The 22,214-nt window shown below is 72.7% G+C and carries 17 protein-coding genes; 10 read left to right on the forward strand and 7 right to left on the reverse strand.

Annotated elements, in window-relative coordinates; translation table 11 throughout:
• The first annotated feature begins 4 nt into the window (after positions 1 to 4).
• Complete coding sequence (locus B0I28_RS22300; RefSeq protein WP_106366072.1) at positions 5 to 3,310, forward strand: DUF4132 domain-containing protein; 3,306 nt, start codon at positions 5 to 7, stop codon at positions 3,308 to 3,310.
• Positions 3,311 to 3,349: 39 nt separating this feature from the next.
• Here the strand turns inward: B0I28_RS22300 and B0I28_RS22305 are convergent, their stop codons facing one another.
• On the reverse strand, positions 3,350 to 4,279 hold the full coding sequence (locus tag B0I28_RS22305; protein ID WP_106366176.1) for an aldo/keto reductase: 930 nt from the start codon (positions 4,277 to 4,279) through the stop codon (positions 3,350 to 3,352).
• 2 nt (positions 4,280 to 4,281) lie between these two features.
• Entirely contained in the window at positions 4,282 to 5,493 is a 1,212-nt protein-coding gene (locus B0I28_RS22310; protein WP_245889073.1) for an ROK family transcriptional regulator, read from the reverse strand.
• A 106-nt stretch (positions 5,494 to 5,599) separates the two neighbouring features.
• On the opposite strand from B0I28_RS22310, the gene B0I28_RS22315 reads away from it, so the two are divergent.
• From B0I28_RS22315 to B0I28_RS22345, 7 genes are read left to right on the forward strand one after another with little or no spacing between them, the layout of a single operon-like run.
• Entirely contained in the window at positions 5,600 to 6,697 is a 1,098-nt protein-coding gene (locus B0I28_RS22315; protein WP_106366074.1) for a Gfo/Idh/MocA family protein, read from the forward strand.
• The gene (locus B0I28_RS22320; RefSeq protein ID WP_245889074.1) at positions 6,694 to 8,178 is read left to right on the forward strand and encodes a sugar ABC transporter ATP-binding protein; all 1,485 of its coding nucleotides are present in this window, start codon (positions 6,694 to 6,696) and stop codon (positions 8,176 to 8,178) included. The genes B0I28_RS22315 and B0I28_RS22320 overlap by 4 nt, the downstream gene beginning before the upstream one ends.
• A complete protein-coding gene (locus B0I28_RS22325; protein WP_106366075.1) occupies positions 8,175 to 9,173 on the forward strand; it encodes an ABC transporter permease in 999 nt (332 codons plus the stop codon). Before B0I28_RS22320 ends, B0I28_RS22325 begins: the two co-directional genes overlap by 4 nt.
• Complete coding sequence (locus B0I28_RS22330; protein ID WP_106366076.1) at positions 9,170 to 10,168, forward strand: ABC transporter permease; 999 nt, start codon at positions 9,170 to 9,172, stop codon at positions 10,166 to 10,168. Before B0I28_RS22325 ends, B0I28_RS22330 begins: the two co-directional genes overlap by 4 nt.
• A gap of 17 nt (positions 10,169 to 10,185) precedes the next feature.
• Positions 10,186 to 11,385 carry a substrate-binding domain-containing protein gene (locus B0I28_RS22335; RefSeq protein WP_106366077.1) on the forward strand — a complete coding sequence of 400 codons (1,200 nt, stop codon included), beginning with the start codon at positions 10,186 to 10,188 and terminating at the stop codon, positions 11,383 to 11,385.
• Entirely contained in the window at positions 11,382 to 12,221 is an 840-nt protein-coding gene (locus tag B0I28_RS22340) for a sugar phosphate isomerase/epimerase family protein (protein WP_106366078.1), read from the forward strand. Before B0I28_RS22335 ends, B0I28_RS22340 begins: the two co-directional genes overlap by 4 nt.
• Positions 12,214 to 13,215: a sugar phosphate isomerase/epimerase family protein gene (locus tag B0I28_RS22345; RefSeq protein ID WP_106366079.1), complete on the forward strand. Its 1,002-nt coding sequence runs from the start codon at positions 12,214 to 12,216 to the stop codon at positions 13,213 to 13,215. The genes B0I28_RS22340 and B0I28_RS22345 overlap by 8 nt, the downstream gene beginning before the upstream one ends.
• Before the next feature lie 84 nt (positions 13,216 to 13,299).
• Here B0I28_RS22345 and B0I28_RS22350 read toward each other — a convergent pair whose 3' ends face one another.
• The 3 genes from B0I28_RS22350 to B0I28_RS22360 form a co-directional block, all read right to left on the reverse strand.
• Positions 13,300 to 14,658 carry a permease prefix domain 1-containing protein gene (locus B0I28_RS22350; RefSeq protein ID WP_106366080.1) on the reverse strand — a complete coding sequence of 453 codons (1,359 nt, stop codon included), beginning with the start codon at positions 14,656 to 14,658 and terminating at the stop codon, positions 13,300 to 13,302.
• Between the two features lies 1 nt (position 14,659).
• Positions 14,660 to 15,028: a PadR family transcriptional regulator gene (locus B0I28_RS22355; protein ID WP_106366081.1), complete on the reverse strand. Its 369-nt coding sequence runs from the start codon at positions 15,026 to 15,028 to the stop codon at positions 14,660 to 14,662.
• A gap of 125 nt (positions 15,029 to 15,153) precedes the next feature.
• On the reverse strand, positions 15,154 to 16,194 hold the full coding sequence (locus tag B0I28_RS22360) for an NAD(P)-dependent alcohol dehydrogenase (RefSeq protein WP_106366082.1): 1,041 nt from the start codon (positions 16,192 to 16,194) through the stop codon (positions 15,154 to 15,156).
• A gap of 145 nt (positions 16,195 to 16,339) precedes the next feature.
• Here B0I28_RS22360 and B0I28_RS22365 point away from each other — a divergent pair, with 145 nt between their 5' ends.
• Both B0I28_RS22365 and B0I28_RS22370 read left to right on the forward strand, forming a co-directional pair.
• Complete coding sequence (locus tag B0I28_RS22365) at positions 16,340 to 17,002, forward strand: nucleoside/nucleotide kinase family protein (RefSeq protein ID WP_106366083.1); 663 nt, start codon at positions 16,340 to 16,342, stop codon at positions 17,000 to 17,002.
• 184 nt (positions 17,003 to 17,186) lie between these two features.
• A complete protein-coding gene (locus tag B0I28_RS22370; protein ID WP_106366084.1) occupies positions 17,187 to 20,357 on the forward strand; it encodes an ATP-binding protein in 3,171 nt (1,056 codons plus the stop codon).
• Positions 20,358 to 20,393: 36 nt separating this feature from the next.
• Here the strand turns inward: B0I28_RS22370 and B0I28_RS22375 are convergent, their stop codons facing one another.
• Together B0I28_RS22375 and B0I28_RS22380 are read right to left on the reverse strand one after the other, a co-directional pair.
• Positions 20,394 to 21,212, reverse strand: a complete 819-nt coding sequence (locus B0I28_RS22375) for an ABC transporter permease (RefSeq protein WP_106366085.1) — start codon at positions 21,210 to 21,212, stop codon at positions 20,394 to 20,396.
• Complete coding sequence (locus B0I28_RS22380) at positions 21,209 to 22,174, reverse strand: ATP-binding cassette domain-containing protein (RefSeq protein WP_106366086.1); 966 nt, start codon at positions 22,172 to 22,174, stop codon at positions 21,209 to 21,211. Before B0I28_RS22380 ends, B0I28_RS22375 begins: the two co-directional genes overlap by 4 nt.
• Between the last annotated feature and the right edge of the window lie 40 nt (positions 22,175 to 22,214).

Raw genomic sequence — 22,214 nt, forward strand, 5'->3', positions numbered from 1 at the left:
TGGCGTGAACCTCAACGACTCCTCATCCGTCCCCGGCGAAGACGCCGTCGTGCTCCCCGACGCCTGGGCCGCCCACACGCTCGACCGGCGCGGGCGCGGCGGGCCCAGGGCCGTCGTCATCGACCCCGAAGCGCCCCAACGGCTCCAGGACCTGTTCGACCAGAAGCGCGACTTCTTCGAGAAGCCCCTCGAAGTGGCGCAAGGCGGCCCGTACGAAGCCGCGATCCGGGCCGGGACCGCGCTCGCACCCGACGCCGAGGCCGCCGCGTTCGCCGTCGCCCTCCTGGGCCGCACGCACCACCAGCGCCGCAAGGAGTTCGAGCGCCTCGCCGTGCACGCCTGGACCGCCCGCCACGGCCTCCCGTTCGCCGTCGAGGCCCTCACCGAGCTGTACGCCAACAGCCTCACCTGGTACTGCGCCCACAACCACCCCGCCGACTCGCACCTGTCCTTCACGCCCCACTCGATGTACAGCATCACCAGGTACGCGATCGTCTCCATGGACGCCCTCGCCGACGTCCGGTCCCTCCTCGCCGCACTGCCCGACGACGAGTACGAGCACATCCGCGCCCTCGTCGAGGCCCGCCGCACCGGCGACGCCCACAAGTTCGTCAGCGCCGTCCTCATGCCCGAGCAGGAGCAGTGGGCCCTCGACGCCTGCGCCGCCTACGCCGACCGCGGCCATGCCCGCCACGGCGCCGACATCCTCTGGACCTTCGTATCCACCGCCGAGCACCTCTCCCTCTGCGGCGTCGAGTACTTCGACCACCCCCAGTTCGACGCCGGGGCCGTCGCCCGCGCCCTCCACGTCCTCGGCGCCGACCTCCTGCCGCTGCTCACCGCGACCCTCGAAGACGACGCCAAACCGAGCGCCGAGACCCGCGACCTCATGTACGAGGCGATCGGCCGCATCCCCTCCGAGGCCGGCATCGCCTTCCTCCTGGAGCGCACGGTCCGCCCGCAGGCGCTGGCCGCCCTGCGCCAGGCCGCCGCGCGGTTCCCGGTGCGCACGCTCCGAGCCGTGGCCGCGGTCGCCCCGGGTACGGCGTCGCACGCGCGCAGCCGCATCGCGGGACTGGTGCGCGAGTTCGGCATCGAGCAGCACCTGTCCGCATTGGACGAGGAGTCGCGCGGACGCGTCGAGGAGCTGCTGGCCGCGACGTCGCGGTACGAGACGGCCGAGCTTCCCGCGGTGTTCGCAGTGCCGCCGTGGACGCCGTTCAAGGCCGCCGGGACGACCGCCGTCGCCGGGCTCGTGCCGCCCGAGATCGACGAGCTGCGGTGGGCGCCGGAGGAACGCGACGCGTGGGGCACGATGCCCGAGCACGGCTACGAGTACGACTACATCCGCTCGACCCCCGCGATGTGGGAGCGGATGATGCCCGACGGGCCTGATCCCGACCACTACTACTTCCCCGGGTTGCTCGCGTGGGGCCCTGACGACCGCGCCCGCGCGGCGCTGCCGCTGTGGACCGGGAAGTTCGAGTGGGCCTCGACCGAGACGCTCTGCGCGATCCTCGCCCGCTTCGGCGAGGAGGCCGCGGGGCGCGTCCAGGAGCTGATCAAGAAGCGGCCCTCGCACCGGAACGCCATGCTGCCCTTGGTGAGTCTGGAAGTCGCGCGCATGGCCGCCGACCTGGTGTCGCGGCCCCGCGGGGACCGGGCGCTCGGGCGGGCGTGGCTCGACCGGCACGCCGCCGACGCCGCGTCGCTGCTCATCCCCGACGCGCTCGGCAAGGCCGGGAAGCAGCGCCTCAGCGCCGTCGACGCGCTCAAGCACCTGGCCGATGCGGACCGGGCGCTGCTCGACGAGCGCGCCGCCGCGTACGGCCTGGCCGCGGCCGAGGCGGTCGCCGCGATCGTCGACGCCGACCCGCTGGACCCGCAGCGCCGCGTCCCCAAGGCCCCGGCCTGGGCCGACCCCGCGATGCTCCCGCCGGTCCTGCTCAGAGGCCGCGAGGCCGCGCTGCCCGCCGAGGGGGTGCGGACCCTCATGGCCGCGCTCGCCCTCGACGACCCGGACCGGCTCTACCCGGGCGTCGATCCCCTTGTGGCCGAATGCGACCCGGCGTCGCTGACGGCGTTCTCGTGGGGCCTGTTCGAGCTGTGGCTCTCCGCGGGCGCGCCGTCGAAGGACGGCTGGGCGATGGACCAGCTGCGGCGCTTCGCCGACGACGTCGCCGTGCGGCGCCTCACGGACCTCATCCGCGAATGGCCGGGCCAGAGCCAGAACCGCAAAGCGGTGCGCGGCCTGGAGATCCTCGGCCACATCGGCTCGGAGGCCGCGCTGCGGTCGGTGCAGGCGATCGCGTCGAACGCGAAGTTCAAGGCGCTCAAGAAGACCGCGGCTGCGCAGATCGAGGTCATCGCCGAGCGCCTGGACCTGAGCCTCGACCAGCTCGCCGACCGGCTCCTGCCCGACTTCGGCCTGTCCTCGGACGAGCCGCTGGTCCTGGACTACGGGCCGCGATCGTTCACCGTGAAGTTCGACGAGAGCCTGAAGCCGTTCGTGGTGGACGACAAGGGCAAGCGCCGCGCGAGCGCCCCGAAGCCCGCCGCGGCCGACGACGCGGAGCCGGCGCAGGCCGCGTTCGAGCGGTTCGCGCTGCTGCGCAAGGAGTTGAAGGCCGCCGCGACCGAGCAGGTGAAGCGGCTGGAGGCGGCGATGATCGCGCAGCGGGAGTGGACCGTGCCGGAGTTCCGGCAGTACCTCGTGGAGCACCCGGTGGCGTGGCAGCTCACGAGCCGCCTCGTCTGGCAGTGCTCCACTGGGGACGGATGGCGGTCGTTCCGGCTCGCCGAGGACCGCACGCCCGCGGACGCCGAGGACGAGCCGTTCGACCTGCCGGAGGGCGGCTCGGTGCGGATCGCGCACCCGGTGACGCTCGGCGCGGAGGTCTCTGCGTGGGCGGAGGTGTTCGCGGACTATGAGATCCTGCAACCGTTCGAGCAGCTCACGCGGCTGGTGCTGGCGTTGACGGACGAGGAGCGCGCGAGCGGGCGCGTGGCGCGCTTCGAGGGCGCGAAGACCGGCGCGGGGCCGCTGATCGGGCTGCTGAAGCGCGGCTGGAAGTACGGCGACCCGCGGGAGCGCAGCTACGGGCGCGGGATCTTCTACGAGTTCCCCGAAGGCGGGTTCCTGCTGCTGGAGCCGTCGCCGGGCGTGCACCCGGGCTACGGCGGGTACGACGACAACGAGCAGGTGCTGGAGAAGGTCGTCGTCGCGCTGCCGGAGGACGGCGAGGTCGACGCGGTCCGCATGTCGGAGACGCTGACAGTCGCCGCGCGCATCGCGCGGGCGACCAGGTAGTGCAGTCGGGCGGACGGGGCGACCCGTCCGCCCGGCCGCTCAGATGGTCGCGTTCGGCTTGAGGGATTCGAGCTGGGGCCAGAGGGTGTCGGGGATCGCCGTCTCGTAGAGGGCGATGGTCTCGGCGATGCGCTCCGGGCGGGAGATGCCGACGACCGTCGCATCGATGAGCGGGGAGCGGGTCGAGAACTGGAGGGCCGCCGCCGCGAGCGGGACGCCCGCCGCCTCGCAGGCCTCGGCCATCGCAGTCGCGCTCGCCGCGAACGCCTCGTCCCGTTCGCCGTAGCAGTACTTCGGCTGGGCCGCCGGGCCCTTCGAGAGCATCCCGCCGCCGTACGGCGCGGCGTTGAGCACGCCCAGGCCGTTCGCCCGCGCGCCCTCGAAGAGGTCGTGGGCCTCGCGGTTGAGGAGGGTGTAGCGGTTGTGGTTGAGGACCACGGCGAACTCGCCGGTGTCCAGGTACCGCTGGGTGATCGCGATGTCCCCGGCGGCCACCGCGAGGTGGTCGACCAGACCCTCGTCGCGGATCGCGACCAGCGCCTCCAGCGCGCCGCCGGGGGCGAAGCCGTCCTGGCTCATGAACTCCGGGTCGTGGAGGGCGAGGATCGGGACGCGGTCCAGGCCGAGGCGTTCAAGACTCTCCTCAAGGGAGCGGCGGACGCGGGCGCCGGAGTAGTCGCCGGTCTCGGGGTCGGCGTCTACTTTGGTCTGGAGGACGAAGCCGACGGGGAGGCCTCCGCGGCGGCGGATCGCCTCGCCGATACGGCGTTCCGCGAGGCCGTCCTTGCCGTAGTTGTTGCCGGTGTCGAGGTAGTTGATGTCGCTGTCGAAGACCGCGAGGATCGTCTCGACCGCGCGTTCGTCGTCCACTTCGTACCCGTAGATCCCGGTGAACCCGGCGATGGTGCTGGTGCCGAAGCACAGCGGCGTGACGCTGATGCCGGTCTTGCCGAGTGTGGTGCGCTGCATGATCATCCGTTCTTCAGAGAATCCGTGCCCGCGTCGAGGCGCGCGGGGTCGAGGGCGTGCTCGATGACCATCACCCCGGCGCCGATGGCGCCGCTCGACTCGCCCGTGCGGGCGGCGGCGATGCGGAGGTGCCTGGTGGCCAAGGGGAGCGAGCGCTGGTAGATCACTTCGCGCACGCCCGCGATGAGGTGGTCGCCCGCGAGGGCGAGGGACCCGCCGATGACGATGATCGAGGGGTTGAAGAAGTTGACGGCCCCGGCGAGCACCTCGCCGATGTCGCGCCCGGCCTGGCGGACTCGTTGCAGCGCGGGGATGGAGCCGGAGCGGGCCAGTTCCACGACGTCGAGCGAGCCGCCCGCCTGGATGCCCTCGGCCGTCAGGGCGCTGGCGATGGCCGCGCCCGAGGCCACCGCTTCCAGGCATCCCGTGTTGCCGCACCGGCAGTGGGCTTCGTCCGCGCCCGCGACGCGGATGTGCCCCATGTCCCCGGCCGCGCCCTGGGCGCCGCGGTAGACCTGGCCGCCGACGATGATGCCGCAGCCGATGCCGGTGGCGGCCTTGATGAAGAGCAGGTGCTCGTATTCGGGCCAGGCGGCGAAGTGCTCGCCGAGCGCCATGATGTTGACGTCGTTGTCGACCAGGACCGGCACCGGGATGCGTTCGCGCACATAGGAGGGCACGTCGAAGCCGTCCCAGCCGGGCATGATCGGCGGGTTGACGGCGCGGCCGGTGGAGTGCTCCACGGGGCCGGGGAGGCCGATGCCGATGCCGAGGAGGTCGCCCACCGGCCGACCCACCTCGTTCAGGAGCTTCCGCCCGTGCTCGACCACCCAGTCCAGGACCGCCTTGGGGCCCAAGGCGATCTCCAGGTCGGCGTTGACGGCCGCGAGCACCGTCCCGGCCATGTCGATCACCGCGAGCCGCGCGTGCGTGGCGCCCAGGTCGGCGCCGAGGACGATCCGCGCGGCGGGGTTGAACGCGAACGTGGCGGGAGGCCGCCCGCCGGTGGAGGCGGTCTCGCCGCTGGGCGCGATGAGGCCGGCGGCGAGGAGGGCGTCGATGCGGCCGGTGACGGTGGAGCGCGCGAGGCCGGTGAGCGCGGCGAGCTCGGACCTGGTGCGGGGCACGCCGTCCCGCAGCAGCTGGAGCAGGGTGCCCGCACCGGCGGCGGCCGCGGGGGCCGTCCGGTGCCGCTCGGTCGAACCATCAGTCACGCGACTAGTGAACCACACCGGTTCGGCCGGGCCGCCGTCATAACTGTTTCATAACGCGAACAACTTTTGCTTGTGCTCCGTCATAAGTCTGTCATACGGTCGTCATATGGCTCACGTCACGATCAACCGGCAGGCGACCTACCGCGCCGCCGTCATCGGCACCGGCTTCATGGGGCGGGTCCACTCCCACGCCATCGCCGTCGCGGGCGGCGCCGTCGCCGGGATCGCCGGTTCGACCCCCGAGCGGGCCCGCCGCGCCGCGCCGTCGCTGCGGGCCGAGGCGGTGTTCGACGACGTCAAGGACCTCATCGACGCGGTCGACGTCGTCCACGTCTGCGTGCCGAACGACCTGCACCATCCGATCGCCATGGCCGCCATCGAATCCGGGAAGCACGTAGTGTGCGAGAAGCCCCTCGCCACCGACCTCGGCGCCGCCCGCGAGATGACCGAGGCCGCGGAGGCCGCGGGCGTCGTCGCCACCGTCCCGTTCGTCTACCGCTTCCACCCGATGGTCCGCGAGGCCCGCGCCCGCGTCAATGCGGGCGGCATCGGCCGCCTCACCCTCGCCCACGGCTCCTACCTCCAGGACTGGCTGCTGCGCCCCGAGGACGACAACTGGCGCGTGGACGCCGACCGCGGCGGGGCGCTGAGAGCGTTCGGCGACATCGGGTCCCACTGGTGCGACCTGCTCGAATTCGTCTCGGGCGACCGCATCACCGCCGTCTCGGCGCAGCTGTCGACCGCGAACCGCCGCCGCGGCGGACGGGACGTCGCCACCGAGGACATCGTGACGCTCCAGTTCGCCACCGCGGGCGGCATGATCGGCTCCACCGTGGTCAGCCAGGTCTCCGCGGGCCGCAAGAACCGCCTCCTGCTGGAGATCTCGGGCTCCGAGGCCACGCTCGCGTTCGACCAGGAGCGCCCCGAGACGCTGTGGATCGGCGGCCGCGAGGTCAACGGCGAGCTCATGCGCGACCCCGAGCACCTCAGCCCCGACGCCGCGCGCCTCGCCCGCGTCCCCGGCGGCCACGCCCAGGGCTACCAGGACTGCTTCAACGCGTTCGTGGCCGACACCGCCGCGGCGATCGCCGGGAGCGCCCCCGACGGGCTGCCGGTGTTCGCCGACGGTCTGCGCGCCGCCCGCATCGCCGAGGCCGTCGCCGAGTCGGCCCGCACCAGGGACTGGGCGGAGGTGCCGCGGTGACCGGCCCCCTGCTCGCCATGCGCGGCATCGACAAAGCCTTCCTCGGCGTCCCCGTGCTCTCCGCTGTGGACCTCACCATGGAGCCGGGAGAGGTCCACGCCCTGGTGGGGGAGAACGGCGCCGGCAAGTCCACGCTCATGAAGATCCTCGCGGGCGTCCACACCGCGGACGCCGGCACCATCGAGCTGGACGGCCGCGCCGTCTCCTTCACCCACCCCCTCCAGGCCCAGCAGGCCGGGGTCGCCTCGGTCTTCCAGGAGTTCAACCTCCTCCCGGAGCTGACGGTGGCCGAGAACGTGCACCTCGGGCGCGAACCCAAGCGCCGCATGCTCATCGACCGCCGCGCCATGACCGAATCGACCGCGGCCGTGCTCGCCGACCTCGGCGTCGAGGACCTCTCGCCCGCCGCGAAAGTCGGCACCCTCTCCGTCGCGCACCAGCAGATCACCGAGATCGCGAAGGCCCTCTCCCAAGGTGCCGACCTCATCTGCATGGACGAGCCCACCGCCGCCCTCGCCGACGCCGAGGTCGAACTCCTCTACCGCCTCATCGGCCGCCTGCGCGAGCGCGGCACCGCCGTCCTCTACGTCTCCCACCGGCTGAAGGAGATCTTCGACCTCTGCGACCGCATCACCGTCCTCAAGGACGGCCGCCTCGTCGACACCACCGCCGCCGCCGACATCACCCCCGACGACCTGGTCGCCAAGATGGTCGGCCGCCGCATCGAGGCCCAGTTCCCCGACCGCCTGCCCGGCACCGAGACCGGCGAGGTCAGACTTAGGATCACCGGCGGCGGGAACGACCGTGTCGACGCGATCGACCTCGAAGTCCGCGCCGGAGAGATCGTGGGCCTCGCCGGGCTCCAGGGCTCGGGCCGCACCGAGATCGCCGAGGCCGTCTTCGGGATCGCCCCGTTCACCCGCGGCTCGATCGAAGTCGACGGCGCGCCCATCCGCATCACCAAGCCCCGCAAGGCCATCAACGCCGGGATCGCGCTCGTCACCGAGGACCGCAAGGCCCAGGGCCTGGCCCTGCGGCAGTCCGTGCGCGCTAACGCCCGCATGGTCCTCGACGCCAACGCCCGCGTCCACTCCCGCGCCCGCCTCGCCCGCGTCTCGGGGCTCCTCTCCAGCCTCGACCTCGTCGCCCGCGGCGAGGACCAGGAGGTGCGGTTCCTCTCCGGCGGCAATCAGCAGAAGGTCGTCGTCGCGAAATGGCTCGCCGCCGAGCCCGGGATCATCGTCCTCGACGAGCCCACCCGCGGGATCGACGTGGGCGCCAAGCACAAGCTGTACTCGGTGATCCGCGAACTCGCCGCCGAAGGGCTCGCGGTGCTCCTCATCGCCTCCGAGCTCATCGAGGTCATCGGCCTCGCCGACCGGATCGCCGTCCTCCACGACGGCCGCATCGCCGCCGAACTCCCCGGCGGCGCAACGGAGCAGCAGGTCATGGCCTACGCGACCGGAAGGGGCCCGGAATGACCCAGCGCCTCGCCGGGCCCCGCCTCGGCACCACCGCCCTCATCTACCTCGCGCTCGCGGGCGTCCTCGTCGTCGGCGGCGCCGCCGTCGCCATGGACGGCGGGAACCTGTTCGCCACCGCCAATCTCGTGGACATGCTCACCCGCACCAGCCTCACCGGGTTCCTCGCCATCGGCATGACCCTGGTGATCCTGTGCCGGTCCCTGGACCTGTCCGTCGGGTACACCGCGGCGCTCTCCAGCCTCGTCGCCGCGACCACGATGGACGGCCAGGCGGGGAACGTGCCGCTCGCCGTCGCCGCGGTGCTCCTCGTCTCGGGGTTCGTGGGCGCCTTCAACGGCGCGGTCACCGCCTACCTCGGCGTCAACCCGTTCATCACGACCCTCGGCACGGGCCTGATCATCAAGGGCTACCTGGACACCCAGTACAAGGGCCCGGCCGGGGACGTCCCCGCCGTGTTCCAGCAGTTCGGGTACACCCGCATCGGGCCCGTCCCGGTGTCCGCCCTGGTGATGCTCCTCGTCGCCGCGGCCGCGATCTGGTTCCTGCGCTCCACGCGCATCGGCCACCACATGTACGCCGTGGGCGGCGATGCCGACGTGGCCCGCATGTCCGGCATCCGCACCGGCCGCACCCTCCTCGTCGCCCACATCCTCTGCGGCATGACGGCCGGGGCCGCCGGGCTCCTGCTGGCGGCGCGCTTCGGCACCGGCTCGGCCGAGGCGTACACGAACCTCTACGAGCTCGACGCCATCGCCGCGGTGGTCCTGGGCGGGACGCTGCTCCTCGGCGGCAAGGGCGGCGTCGCCGGAACGGTTGCGGGCGTGGCGATCCTCGCCGTCCTCGACACCGTGTTCAACGTCCTCCAGATCGATCCGTTCGCGAAGGACGTGCTGCGCGGGGTGGTCATCATCGCGGCCGTCGCCATCTACGCCCGCCGCCAGCTCGACCGCCACGCGCGGCGGCCCCGCTTCGCCGAAGGGAGGGCGTCATGACCCGCGCCCGGGAGCTGCTCGCGCGGGCGACGAACCCGACCGCGACCGTCTTCATCCTGCTCGTCCTCGTCTTCGCGGCCGTGTTCGCGATGAACCCCGGGTTCTTCGCGGGCCCCTCGCTCATGGCGTTCCTCAAGCAGGCCGCGCCCCTGGTGATCCTGGCCGCGGGCCAGTACTTCGTGATCGTCTCGGGGAACTTCGACCTGTCCGTGGGCGCGCTCGTCGGCGCCCAGGTCGTGATCGCCGCGCGCCTCATCGACGGCGAGGAGTCCCGCACGGTTCCGGTGCTCATCGTCATGGCGCTCTTCGGGATCGCGGTGGGCCTCGTCAACGGGCTCATCACCACCGCGCTGAAGGTCCAGTCGTTCATCACGACCCTCGGGATGCTCCTGGTCCTCTACGGCGCCATCAGGCTGTGGACGGGCGGCGCCCCGACCGGCAGCCTCTCCGAAGCGTTCCGCGTCCCCGGCCGCATGGGCATCGAGGACGTGCCGGTCCTCGGCCAGATCCCGTGGGCCCTGCTCATCATGGTCGCCCTCGGCGCGGGCGCGGTGCTGCTGATGCGCACCCGCTTCGGCCGCATCCTCTTGGCCGCGGGGGACAACGAGCGCGCCGCGGCCCTCTCGGGCGCCCGCGTCGACACCGCCCGCACGCTCGCGTTCGTCCTCTCAGGACTGTCGGCCACCGTCGCCGGGGTCCTCATCGGCGGCTTCGCGGGCGTCTCCGCGCAGGTCGGCGACGGCCTGGAGTTCACCGTGATCACCGCGGTGGTCCTCGGCGGCGTCGTCCTCGGCGGCGGCCGCGGCTCCGTGCTCGCCGCGATGGCCGGGGCCCTGGTCATCGAGGGCCTGTTCACCCTGTTCAACCAGATGGCGCTCCCCGCGACGCTCCGGCCCGCCGTGCAGGGCGCCATCATCATCGCCGCCGTCGCCTACGCGGCGCGGGCGCGCGCACGACCCGTTCCGACCGCCACCGCAACTCCTACTCCCTCATGAAAAGAAGGTCACACACCATGCGGACCACACGCATAGCCGCGGCCGCCGCGGCGTCCCTGGGCATCCTGCTCGCCACCGCGTGCACCACCGACGCCCCGACCGACGAAGCGGACGACGCCACCACCGCAGCCGAATCGGGCGACGAGTGGTTCGTCCAGGCCGACTACGACGAGCAGCTCGCCCAGCGCGACATCGAACCCGAAGGGGACCCGGCGGCCCCGTGGCTCCAGGCCATCGAGCCCGAGTGGATCGACACGACCGAGTTCGCGCAGGAGGGCGGCGACGCCACCGTGTGCTTCTCGAACGCGTCGGTGTCGAACCCGTGGCGCGTGACCGGCTGGATCACCATGCAGCAGCAGGTCGAGGTCCTCCAGGCCGAAGGCAAGATCGGCGAGTTCCGGCACTCCGACGCCGGGGACGACGACGACCAGCAGATCAGCGACATCCAGGCGTTCGTCGACTCCGGCGACTGCGACGCGCTCATCATCTCCCCGTCGACCACCGCGACCCTCACGCCCGCAGTGGAAGCGGCCTGCGAGTCGGGCGTCCCGGTGATCGTGTTCGACCGCGGCGTCAACACCGACTGCGCGGTCACGTTCATCCACCCGATCGGCGGCTACGCGTTCGGCGCCGACGCCGCCGAGTTCCTCGTCGACAACCTGGAGCCGGGCGACAAGGTCCTGGCGCTGCGCATCCTCCCGGGCGTGGACGTCCTGGAGAACCGCTGGGCCGCGGCCCAGGAGATCTTCGCGGACTCCGAGCTGGAGATCCTCGGGAACGAGTTCACCGGCGGCGACGCCGCGGAGATCAAGAACATCGTCACGCAGTACCTCCAGCGCGGCGACGTGGACGGCATCTGGATGGACGCCGGGGACGGCGCCGTCGCGGCCATCGAGGCGTTCGAGGACGCCGGCAAGCCCTACCCGGTGATGACCGGCGAGGACGAGCTGTCGTTCATGCGCAAGTGGCAGGAGACCGGCATGACCGCGCTCGCGCCCGTGTACTCGAACTTCCAGTGGCGCACGCCGGTGATCGCCGCGACGATGATCCTCGCGGGGGAGCAGGTCCCGTCGGAGTGGGTGCTCCCGCAGGACCCGATCACCGAGGCCGAGCGCGACCAGTACCTGGAGGTGAACGCCGACATGCCTTCACTGCACTACGCCAAGTTCGGCGGCGAGGACCTGCCGGGCTTCCCCGAAGCGTGGCAGGACCGTTGAGCCGCATCGGCGTCAACACCTGGGTCTGGGCCTCGCCGCTCGACGACGAGGCCCTGGCCCGGCTCGCGCCGCGGATCCGCGACTGGGGGTTCGACGCGATCGAGCTGCCGGTGGAGTCCATAGGGGACTGGGAACCCGCGAAGGCCGCCGAGCTGCTCGCGGAACTCGGCCTCGACGCCACGGTGGTCCTCGTCATGGGCCCGGGACGCGAGCTCCTCGACGCCCCGGAGGAAACCGTCGCCGCGACGCAGGAGTACCTGCGCGGCGTCGTGGACGCCGCCGCCGCGGTCGGGTCGCCGGTGATCGCCGGGCCCGCGTACGCGTCGGTCGGCCGGACCTGGCGCATCGGCGACCGCGCGGCGGCCTATGCACAGCTGCGGGCGAACCTCCGGCCCGTCGCCGAGTACGCCGCCGCGCGGGGGATCACCGTCGCGGTGGAGCCGCTGAACCGCTACGAGACCAGCGTCGTGAACACTGTGGACCAGGCACTCGAAGCGCTCGACGGCCTGCCCGGGACCGGGCTCGCCCTGGACGTCTACCACATGAACATCGAGGAGACCGACATCCCCGCGGCGATCGCAAGGGCCGCAGGGAGGATCGCGCACGTGCAGGTCTCGGCGAACGACCGGGGCGCGCCGGGCCGCGACCACCTCGACTGGCCCGCGATCACGGCGGCGCTCGACGGTGCCGGATATCGCGGACCGCTTGTCATCGAGTCGTTCACGGCGCACAATGCGACCATCGCCACCGCCGCGTCGATCTGGCGGCCCCTGGCGCCGACCCAGGACGCCATCGCCGTCGACGGCCTGACCTACCTGAGGAGTCTGCATGCCTAGACCGATCACGCTGTTCACCGGCCAGTGGGCGGACCTGCCGTTCGAAGAGGTGTGCCGCCTCGCGGCCTCGTGGGGCTACGACGGGCTCGAAGTGGCCTGCTGGGGCGACCACCTCGACGTGGTGCGCGCCGCCGAGGACGACGACTACGTCGCCGACCGCAGGGCCATTCTCGAATCGCACGGCCTGGGCCTGTGGGCCGTCTCGAACCATCTCGTGGGCCAAGCGGTCTGCGACGACCCGATCGACGACCGCCACAAGGCGATCGTGCCCTCCCGCGTGTGGGGCGACGGCGACCCCGAAGGGGTCCGGCAGCGCGCCGCCGAGGAGATGAAGGCGACGGCGCGGGCCGCCGCGAAGCTCGGCGTGGACACCGTCATCGGCTTCACCGGCTCGGCCGTGTGGAAGTACGTGGCGATGTTCCCGCCCGTGTCGGAGGCGGTGATCGAGGCGGGATACGACGACTTCGCGGCCCGCTGGAACCCGATCCTCGACGTGTTCGACGAGGCGGGCGTGCGGTTCGCGCACGAGGTGCACCCCTCGGAGATCGCCTACGACTACTGGTCGACGCACCGCGCGCTCGAAGCGGTCGGGCACCGGACCGCGTTCGGGCTCAACTGGGACCCGAGCCACATGGTGTGGCAGGACATCGACCCGGCCGCGTTCCTGTGGGACTTCCGGGACCGGATCTACCACGTGGACTGCAAGGACGCGCGCAAGCGCTTCGACGGCCGCAACGGCCGCCTCGGCTCGCACCTGCCGTGGGGCGACCCGCGGCGCGGCTGGGACTTCGTCTCGACCGGCCACGGCGACGTGCCGTGGGAGGACTGCTTCCGCGTGCTGGGCCGCATCGGCTACTCCGGTCCGATCTCCGTGGAGTGGGAGGACGCCGGGATGGACCGCCTGCGCGGCGCCGCCGAAGCGGTGGAGTTCGTGCGGAACCTGAACTTCGAGCCCCCGGAGGCGTCCTTCGACTCCGCCTTCGGCTCGGATTAGACCTCCGGGCCCGACCGCACCTTCGGGACCGCACAGGTGACCGCGGGCCGCCCTCCTCCCAGGGCGGCCCGCGGCGGTTTCCTCTCAGGCGAACGAGAACAGGGGCGGGAAGAGCAGGACCACGACGGCCGCCCACGCCGCGTAGACGGGCATGTAGTTCGTCTGCCAGTCTTCGAGCTGCGCGAACCGCTTGCGGCGCCTGATGATCGAGACATAGAGCCATGCGGTCCACGCGAGGTTCGCGAAGAGCACGAGGTTCTCGCCGAGCGCGGCGCTCTTGTTCGGCGTGAACCCCCATTCGGTGATGCGGCCGAGGATCGCGACGAGCACGAGGACGTCGATGAGCAGGGCGCTCACGACGAGCGCGAGCTGCATCCAGTCGAACACCCCGGGCTTCGCCTCGGCGTCGCGCGCCGAGATGGAGTAGAGCACCAGGCCGAGGACGACCGCCAGGAGCAGGTCGAACAGGATGAGCATGTCGCGTTCGACGTCGATCGCATTGGTGGTCACGCCGATCGCGACGAGCACCGCGACGAGCGTGACGGCGAACAGCGGCGTGAACACGCGGGTGAGCACCGGGGCCATGTTCTCGATGACCGACTGCTTGGCCTCGACCAGCCACGCGGCCACCACGACCGCGGCGGCGAGCCCGCACGGCACGAGCCATTCGGAGACGAACACCTCGGCGTCGACGCCGATCGCGCCGAACACGCCTGCGGTGAACCCGGTGAGCACCCCGCCGCCGAGTCCGATGAGGACCAGGTAGATGAACCACTCGCCGGAGAACCGGATGAAGTCCATGCGCCTGCGCCCCGACCGCCATTCGCCGCCCGCGTAGGCGATGCCGACGACGAACCACAGCATGAGCGGCAGGTGGATCGCGCTGAGCACCACCGACTGCGAGTCGGCGTCGAGCGGGTAGGCGTTGTTGGCGACCGCGCCGACGGCGAACAGGACCGCCACCGCCGCGATCGAACCCGTGCCGAGCCTGCGGCGCCACGCGAAGTAGACCGCGAGCGGCGCGAGCACGAGCAGGCCCATGTTGCGGGCGTAGAAGTCCCCGGAGTCGTCGAATCCGAGTCCGAACAGCGCGGGGGCCTTGATCGCGACCACTCCCAATGCGGCGCACACGATCATGACGAGCAGGCCGCGGCGCCGCTCCGCGTCGGCGGCGGCGTCCCGGTCGGGGTCGAGCACGAGCTGCTTCCACAGCCGGTCGGAGTGCTCGCGGGCGAACTCGCGGGACAGCTCGTCCATGCGGCCCATGCGCTTGACGGCGATGAGGAACGCCTCGTCGGGCTTGAGGCCCGCCGCGGTCAGGTCGCCGACCCGCTCGCGCAGGTGGTCCTCCAGCTCGTCCACGTCGGCTTCGCTGATCGCCTTGCGGCGCAGCATATAAGCGCGCCACTCGGTCACCTGCGCCTCGATGTCGGTGTCGGTCATGTCAGGCCTCCATCGCCCTGGGCGCGGCCGGTCCGAGGGTGCGGGTGGTCTCCCAGATGTCCTGGAGCGCATCGGTGACGGCCGCCCACTGGCGCCGCTGCTCGGCGAGCTCCCGGCGCCCGTCCTCGGTGATGGCGTAGTACTTGCGGCGCCGCCCGCCTTCGGGCGTGCGCCAGGTGGACTCGACGTGTCCGAGCCGTTCGAGCCGGTGCAGCAGCGGGTAGAGCAGGCCCTCGGTCCACTCCAGCCGCCCGCCGGACCGCTCGGCGATCTCCTTGAGGATCGCGTAGCCGTAGCTCTCCTCCTCGGCGAGGATGCCGAGCACGAGCGGGGTGGCCGAGGCCGCCACGAGGTCTTTCGCGATGTGCATGAGGGGGCGCCTCCTTCGTACCTAGAACTTCTATGCCTTGCTGTTCTATGCATCGTAGATCTAGGGTTCCGGAAATGTCAAACGGCCCGGCCGGAACCCCGGCCGGGCCGCCCCTGCGCACACGCTCAGCCGTTCGGCAGGATCACCGCGCGCCCGTTGATCCGGCCCGCGTGCAGCCGCTCGTACGCCTCTGGCGCCTCGTCCAGGGAGAACGTCTCCACGTGCACGTCCACGTGGCCGCCGCGCGCCAGGTCGAGCACCTCGATCAGCTCGTCGCGCGTGCCCCAGTACGGCGCCTTCGCCGACACCTCGAACGGCAGCGCCCCGAACCCGACCGGCAGCGTGCCGCCGCCGATCCCCACGATCGTCACGTCCGACTCAACGGCCGCGCACGCGCCCGCGGTCGCCACGGTCGGGCCCACGCCCACGAAGTCGAACACCGCCTGCGCGCCGACCCCGCCGGTCAGCTCCTTCACCTTGCCCGCTGCCTCCTCGTTCGACAGGAACGCCTCGTGCGCACCGACTTTCCGCGCCAGCTCCAGCTTGTCCTCCGAGACGTCGAGCGCCACGACCCGCGCGGCCGAGACCGCCCGCAGCACCTGCACCGCGACGTGCCCGAGCCCGCCGGTGCCGATGACGACCGCCGTCGAACCCGGCGTCAGCTTCGGCAGCGACCGCTTGATCGCGTGGTACGGGGTGAGCCCCGCGTCGGTGAGCGGCACGGTCTGCACCGGGTCGAGGTCCCCGAGCGGGACGAGGTGCCGGGCGTCGTCGACGATCAGGTACTCGGCGATCGCGCCGGGCGAACCGAGACCCGGCGGGTTGATGCCCAGCTCCTGGGCGCGCTGGCAGTAGTTCTCCTCGCCCGCGGCGCACTTGATGCACCGCCCGCAGCCCCACGGGCCGTACACGGCGACGGACTCGCCGACCTCGACGCCCGTGACGCCGTCGCCGAGCGCCTCGACGGTGCCCGCGCCCTCGTGGCCGAGCGTGAGCGGCAGCGCGTACGGGAAGCCCTCGGCGGGCCACTCCATGACGGCGATGTCGGAATGGCACACCCCGGCGGCGGTGACCTTGAGGAGGACCTCGCCTGGTCCCGGCTCGGGCGTGGGGATCTCGACGACCTCGGGGGCCGCGCCGATCTCGCGGTATTGCAGGGCTTTCATGTCGCCTCCGTGCGGTTTCGCCAGGCCCGCGACTCCGCGGTCCGCAGGGCCTCTGACCCGGTCACCGTAACCCCGATCACCGTGGCCGCGTCCGGTTTTGAGCAGCCTCTGCGGGGCCGCGGAGCCCGTGGGCTAGGTTCGGCGCGTGGACTTCGCGAACGACCCCCAGGCGCTGCTGGAGCGCGTCAAGGCCCTGGACGCGGGCGGCCGGGTGCTCATCGGCATCGCCGGATGCCCCGGCGCGGGCAAGACGACCCTCGCCGAGTGGCTGGCGCGCACGCTCGACGCGGGCGGCACGCGCGCGGTGCAGGTGCCCATGGACGGCTTCCACCTGGCGAACGCCGAGCTGGTGCGGCTGGGGCGGCGCGGGCGCAAGGGCGCGATCGACACGTTCGACGGCGGCGGCTACCGCTCGCTCCTGGAGCGGATCGCCGTCGAGCGCGGCACCGTGTACGCGCCGGAGTTCGACCGCACGGTGGGGGAGCCCGTGGCCGGGTCGATCGCGGTCCCGCCCGAGGCCGCGGTGGTCGTGACCGAGGGGAACTACCTGCTCGACGAGTCGGGCCCGTGGCCCGCGGTGCGCGCCGCGCTCACCGAGGTCTGGTACTGCGAGACCCCCGAGCCGCTGCGCCTGGAGCGCCTCATCGCCCGCCACGAGCGCTTCGGCAAGACCCCCGAGCGGGCCCGGTCCTGGGTCGCCGAGGTCGACGAGCGCAACGCCGAGCGGATCCGCCTCGTCCGCGACCGCGCCGACCTGCTGGTCGATTTCGAGGCGCTCGCGATAGGCAGAGGTTCGAGCCGTCCCTAACCCCCACCCACCCGGGGGACCGTAGCGCCAAGACTTGCCGAGGGGTCCGACAGCAACCGGCCACCGCGGGCGATGTGTCACCCGAACGGGTGCCGGCCGCGCGGCCTCGCAGCGGGGGCACTGTCCCCGCCCGCGCGGACTCGCGAAGCGAAAGCCGCTGCGCCCGGCGACGTATATTCATCTCATGCCGCCACTCGACGCCTCTACGTTCACGGTCGGGGTGCTGGGGCCGCTCGCGGTCGGGACCGCAGACGGGCCCGTCGAGGTCGCCGGGGCCCGGCTCCGCGCCCTGCTGACCCGCCTCGCGCAGAGCGCGGGGCGGCCCGTCGCCGCCGAATCGCTCGCCGCGGCCGTGTGGCCCGAGGACGGCCCCGCCGACCCCGCCTCCGCGGTCCGATCCCTGGTCGCGCGCCTGCGCCGCCTCCTGCCGCCCGGCGCCGTCGCGTCCGTCCCCGGCGGGTACCGCCTCGAAGCCGACCCCGAGGCCGTCGACCTGCTCCGCTTCGAACGCCTCGCCGCCGCGGGCCGCCGCGCGCTCCGGGCCGGGGACCCCGCCGCCCGCGGCCTCCTCGCCGAGGCGCTGGGCCTGTGGCGCGGCCCCGCGCTCGCCGACACCCCCGACGCGCTCAGCGCGATCGCCGCGCTCGAAGAGACCCGCCTCGCCGCCGTCGAGGACTGGGCCGAGGCCGAACTCGCCTCCGGCGCGGCCGCAGCCGCGCCGCTCCCCGCGCTCGCCGAGGCCGCCGCCGCGCACCCCCTCCGGGAACGCCTGCACGCCTTGTACTTCCGCGCCCTCCTCGCCGCGGGCCAAGGCGCCGAGGCGCTCGCCCGCTACGACGCGCTGCGCCGCCGCCTCGCCGACGAGCTCGGCGCCGACCCCGGCCCCGACCTCCAGGCCGTCCACATGCGACTCCTCGAACCGGCGCCGCCGAAGCCCGCCCGCACCCGCGGCAACCTCCGCGCCCCGCTCACCAGCTTCGTCGGCCGCGAACCCGAACGCGCACAGATCGCCGCCGCCCTCGGCAACGCCCGCCTCGTCACCCTCTGCGGCCCCGGCGGCGTCGGCAAGACCCGCCTCGCCACCTCCGCCGCCGCCTCCACCGCCCCGCCCGGCGGCGCCTGGATCGCCGAACTCGCGCCCGTCACCGACCCCGAGGGCGTCGCCCGCGCCGCCGCGGAAGCCGTGGGCGCCTTCGACACCGACCCCGCCGAGCGCCGCGCCCCAGCCGCCACCCTCGAACTCCTCGTCGAGGCCCTCGCGGGCCGGCCCGCGCTCCTCGTGCTCGACAACTGCGAGCACCTCATCGACGCCGCCGCCGACTTCGCCGACCGCCTCCTAGGCGCCTGCCCCGACCTGCGCATCCTCGCCACCAGCCGCGAACCGCTCGCCATCACCGGCGAGACCGTCTGCCACATCGGCCCCCTCGGCTCCCAAGCGGCCCAACGGCTCTTCGCCGACCGCGCCGCCGCCGTCCGCCCCGGGTTCACCGTGGACGCATCGAACGCGGCTGACGTCGCGGCCCTCTGCGACCGGCTCGACCGCCTCCCCCTCGCCATCGAGCTCGCCGCCGCGAAGCTCCGGACCCTCGACCTCCCGCAGGTCGCCGACCGCCTCGGCGACCGCTTCCTGCTCCTCACCGGCGGCTCCCGCACCGCCCTCCCGCGCCACCAGACCCTCCGCGCCGTGGTCGCCTGGAGCTGGGACCTCCTCGAACCGTCCGAACGGGACCTCGCCGAATCCGCCTCCGTCTTCGCCGGGGGCCTGTCCATCGACGCCGCCGAATGGCTCGGCGCCTCCCTCGACACCCTGACCTCCTTGGCGGACAAGTCGATCCTCCAGTCCACCGGATCGGGCCGCTTCCACATGCTGGAGACCATCCGCGAGTACGGCCAGGAGCGCCTCGCCGAGACCGGCCGCCTCGTCAAGGCCCACGAAGCGCACGCCGCCTACGCCCTCGAACTCGCCGAGGCCGCCGAGCCGCACCTGCGCGGCCCCGACCAGATCGAGTGGATGCGCCGCCTCGACGCCGAACGCGGGAACCTCCTGGCCGCCTTCCACTTCGCCGTCGGCGGCGGCGACGCCGACACGGCCGTGCGCCTCGCCGCCGCCATGTGCATCCACTGGCTCTACGCGGGCGCCCGCCCCGAGGTCACCGGCTGGCTCGACGCGGCGCTGGCCGTCCCCGGCCCCGCCCCCGACGAATCCCGCGTCGTGGTGCAGGGCATGGCCGTGATCAACCGGATGATGTGCGGCACCTTCCAGACCGACGGCATCATCGAGGAGTTCGACGCCGTCGTCCGCGCCGCCGCGCCCTACCCCGACCACCCGCTGCTCGTCCTCGCCGAACCCCTGCTGCTCATGTTCATCGACGAGCACGACGGCGGCTTCGCCTGCATCGAGCGGCGCATGGCCCACCCCGACCCGTGGGTCCGCTCCGTGCTCTGGATGCTGCGCGCGCTCCTGCTCGAAGACCGCGGCGAGATGACCGAGATGCGCGTGGACCTCGGCCGAGCCGCCTCCGGCTTCCGCGACACCGGCGACCGGTTCGGCCTCTACCACGCGCTCAACTGGCTCGCCCAGATCGGCCTCATGTTCGGCGACCTCGAACCGGCCGTCGCCGCCCTGGAGGAGTCCATTGCGCTGCAACGCGAACTGAGCCCGGGCGCCGCCGCGATCCAGACCCGCACCATCCTCGCGAGCGCCCTGATCCGCGAGGGACGCAATGACGAGGCCCGCGAGGCCCTCGAAGCGGTCATCGCCGAGGCCGAGGCCGACCGGGACCACCCCTCGGCGGGCCGCGAGGCCCTGTTCGCCCACCTGGGACTCGGCGACCTCGCCCGCCTCGAAGGGCGCCTTGAGGACGCCGAGCGCCACTACACCGTCGCCGACGGGCTGCGCGAGGACCAGTGGGTCATCGTGCCTCCCCAGTGGACTGCGCTGATGTCGCGGGCCCGGATCTTCACCGCCCTCGCCCGCGACGACCAGGAGGGCGCCCGCCGCCTCCTCGCCGAGTCCTTCGACGCCGCGCACTCGGCGCTCGACATGCCGGTCCTCGCGAAGGTCGCCATCGCCGCCGGGTCCTTCGCGGCGGCCGGAGGCGACGACGCCGCCGCGGCCGAGCTCCTCGGCGTCGCCGACGAGCTCCGCGGCGCCCCCGACCGGTTCGACGTCGACGCCGCGATCCTCGAACGCGCCCTTCGCAAACGCCTCGGCGCCGAGCCCTTCGAGGCGGCGGCGCGGCACGGCCGCGCCCTCGACCGGGACGCGGCCCTCGCCCGTCTGGAGCGGGCGTGCAAAGCGCGAGAGCCGGACCCGGAGGCCCGGCGCTCGCGCGGTGCTTCCCAGTTGGATTAGTCCCGATCCCTCTGCGCCCCTTGCCAGGCGCAGGGATCAGGTGCGCCGCCGGTAGGCCGCGACCGCGAGCGGCGCGAACACCGCGATGATCCCGGCGATCCACGCGAGGGTCACCGCGACCGGCGTGGCGACCGGCCCGCCGACCATGAGCCCGCGCGCCGCGTCCATCGCGTACACCGACGGGTTCACGTCCATCCACGCCTGGAGCCAGCCGGGCATCGACGCGGTCGGGGTGAGCATGTTCGTGCCGAACGTCAGCGGGAACGTCACGATGAACGCGATGCCCTGCACCGACCCCGGCTCCTTCATGACCGCACCGAGCAGCAGGAACACCCAGCTCAGCGCGAACCCGAGCCCGATCGCGAGCAGGCACGCCGCGAGCGCCCGCGCCGGGTCGGTCTCGATCCGGAACCCCAGCAGGTACGAGAACCCGAGCAGCACGACGATGGTGACCACGTACCGGATCGCGTCCCCGAGCACCGCGCCGATGAGCGGTGCGGACCGCCCGATCGGCATCGACCGGAACCGGTCGAACAGGCCGCTCTTCAGGTCCGTGGAGAAGTTCGTGCCCGACTGGATCGACGCGAACAGCGTCAGCATCACCATCAGCGCGGGCACGAGCGTCTGGAGGTACGCGGCGGTGTCGCCCGCGAGCGCGCCGCCGAGGAGGAACCCGAACATCGCGGTGAAGATGATCGGCTGGAGCGTCACGTCGAGCAGCTGCTCGGGGTTCCGCATGGTCTTGACGAGGTTGCGCCAGGCGAGCGCGAGCGAGTGCCGCGCGAGCGCGAACGGGCGCTTGACGGCCGCGGCGTCGAGGCCGGGCGCGGCGGGCGCGGTGAGGACGGCGGTCATGCCGGCACCTCCGTTTTCTGGTCGTTGCTGCTGGTGACGTGCCCGGTGAGCTTGAAGAACACGTCGTCGAGGTCGGGGAGGCGGAGCGCCAGCTCGGTGACGCCGATCCCGGCGAGCGCGAGCTCGGCGACGATCGCGGTGAACACGAGCTCGTTCTCCGCGGGCACGGCGAGCACGCCGCGCTGCGGCGACTCGGGCTCGTGCCCGGTGAACTTCCGCAGCAGGCCGGCGACGGCGTCGATGGAGCCGGCCTCGCTGGGCCGCACCACGATCGACTGCCCGCCGACGATCCGCTTCAGCTCGGCGGGCGTGCCGTGCGCGATGACGCGGCCGTGGTCGAACACGCTGATCTCGTCGGCGAGCGCGTCGGCCTCTTCGAGGTACTGCGTGGTGAGCAGGACCGTGGTGCCGTCGGCGACGAGCCTGCGCACGACGCCCCACAGCTCCTCGCGCTTGACCGGGTCGAGCCCCGTCGTCGGCTCGTCGAGGAAGACGGTGCGCGGGCGGCCCATGAGGCTCGCGGCGAGGTCGAGGCGGCGGCGCATCCCGCCGGAGTAGGTCTTGACGGTGCGCTTCGCGGCGTCGGCGAGGTCGAAATCGGCCAGGAGCTGCTTCGTGCGGGACCGGATCTCGCTGCCGCGCAGGTCGAGGAGCCTGCCGATGAGCTGGAGGTTCTCCATCCCGGTCAGGTCGTCGTCGACGGACGCGAACTGCCCGGTGAGCCCGATCCGGCGCCGCACCTCGTCGGGGCGGCGCGTGACGTCGATGCCGTCGACCCGCGCGGCGCCGCCGTCGGGGCGCAGGAGCGTCGCGAGGACGCGCACCATGGTGGTCTTGCCCGCGCCGTTGGGCCCGAGCACGCCGAGGACGGTGCCCTCCTCGGCGGCCAGGTCGACCCCGGCGAGGGCGGTGAAGTCGCCGAAGCGCTTGACGAGCCCTTCGGTCTCGAATGCGGTGGACATGCGGGTTTCCCTTCGAACCTTGTCGGTTGACGGAACCCAT

This window comes from Glycomyces artemisiae (assembly GCF_003002955.1).
GTDB classification, from domain to species: Bacteria; Actinomycetota; Actinomycetes; order Mycobacteriales; family Micromonosporaceae; genus Glycomyces; species Glycomyces artemisiae.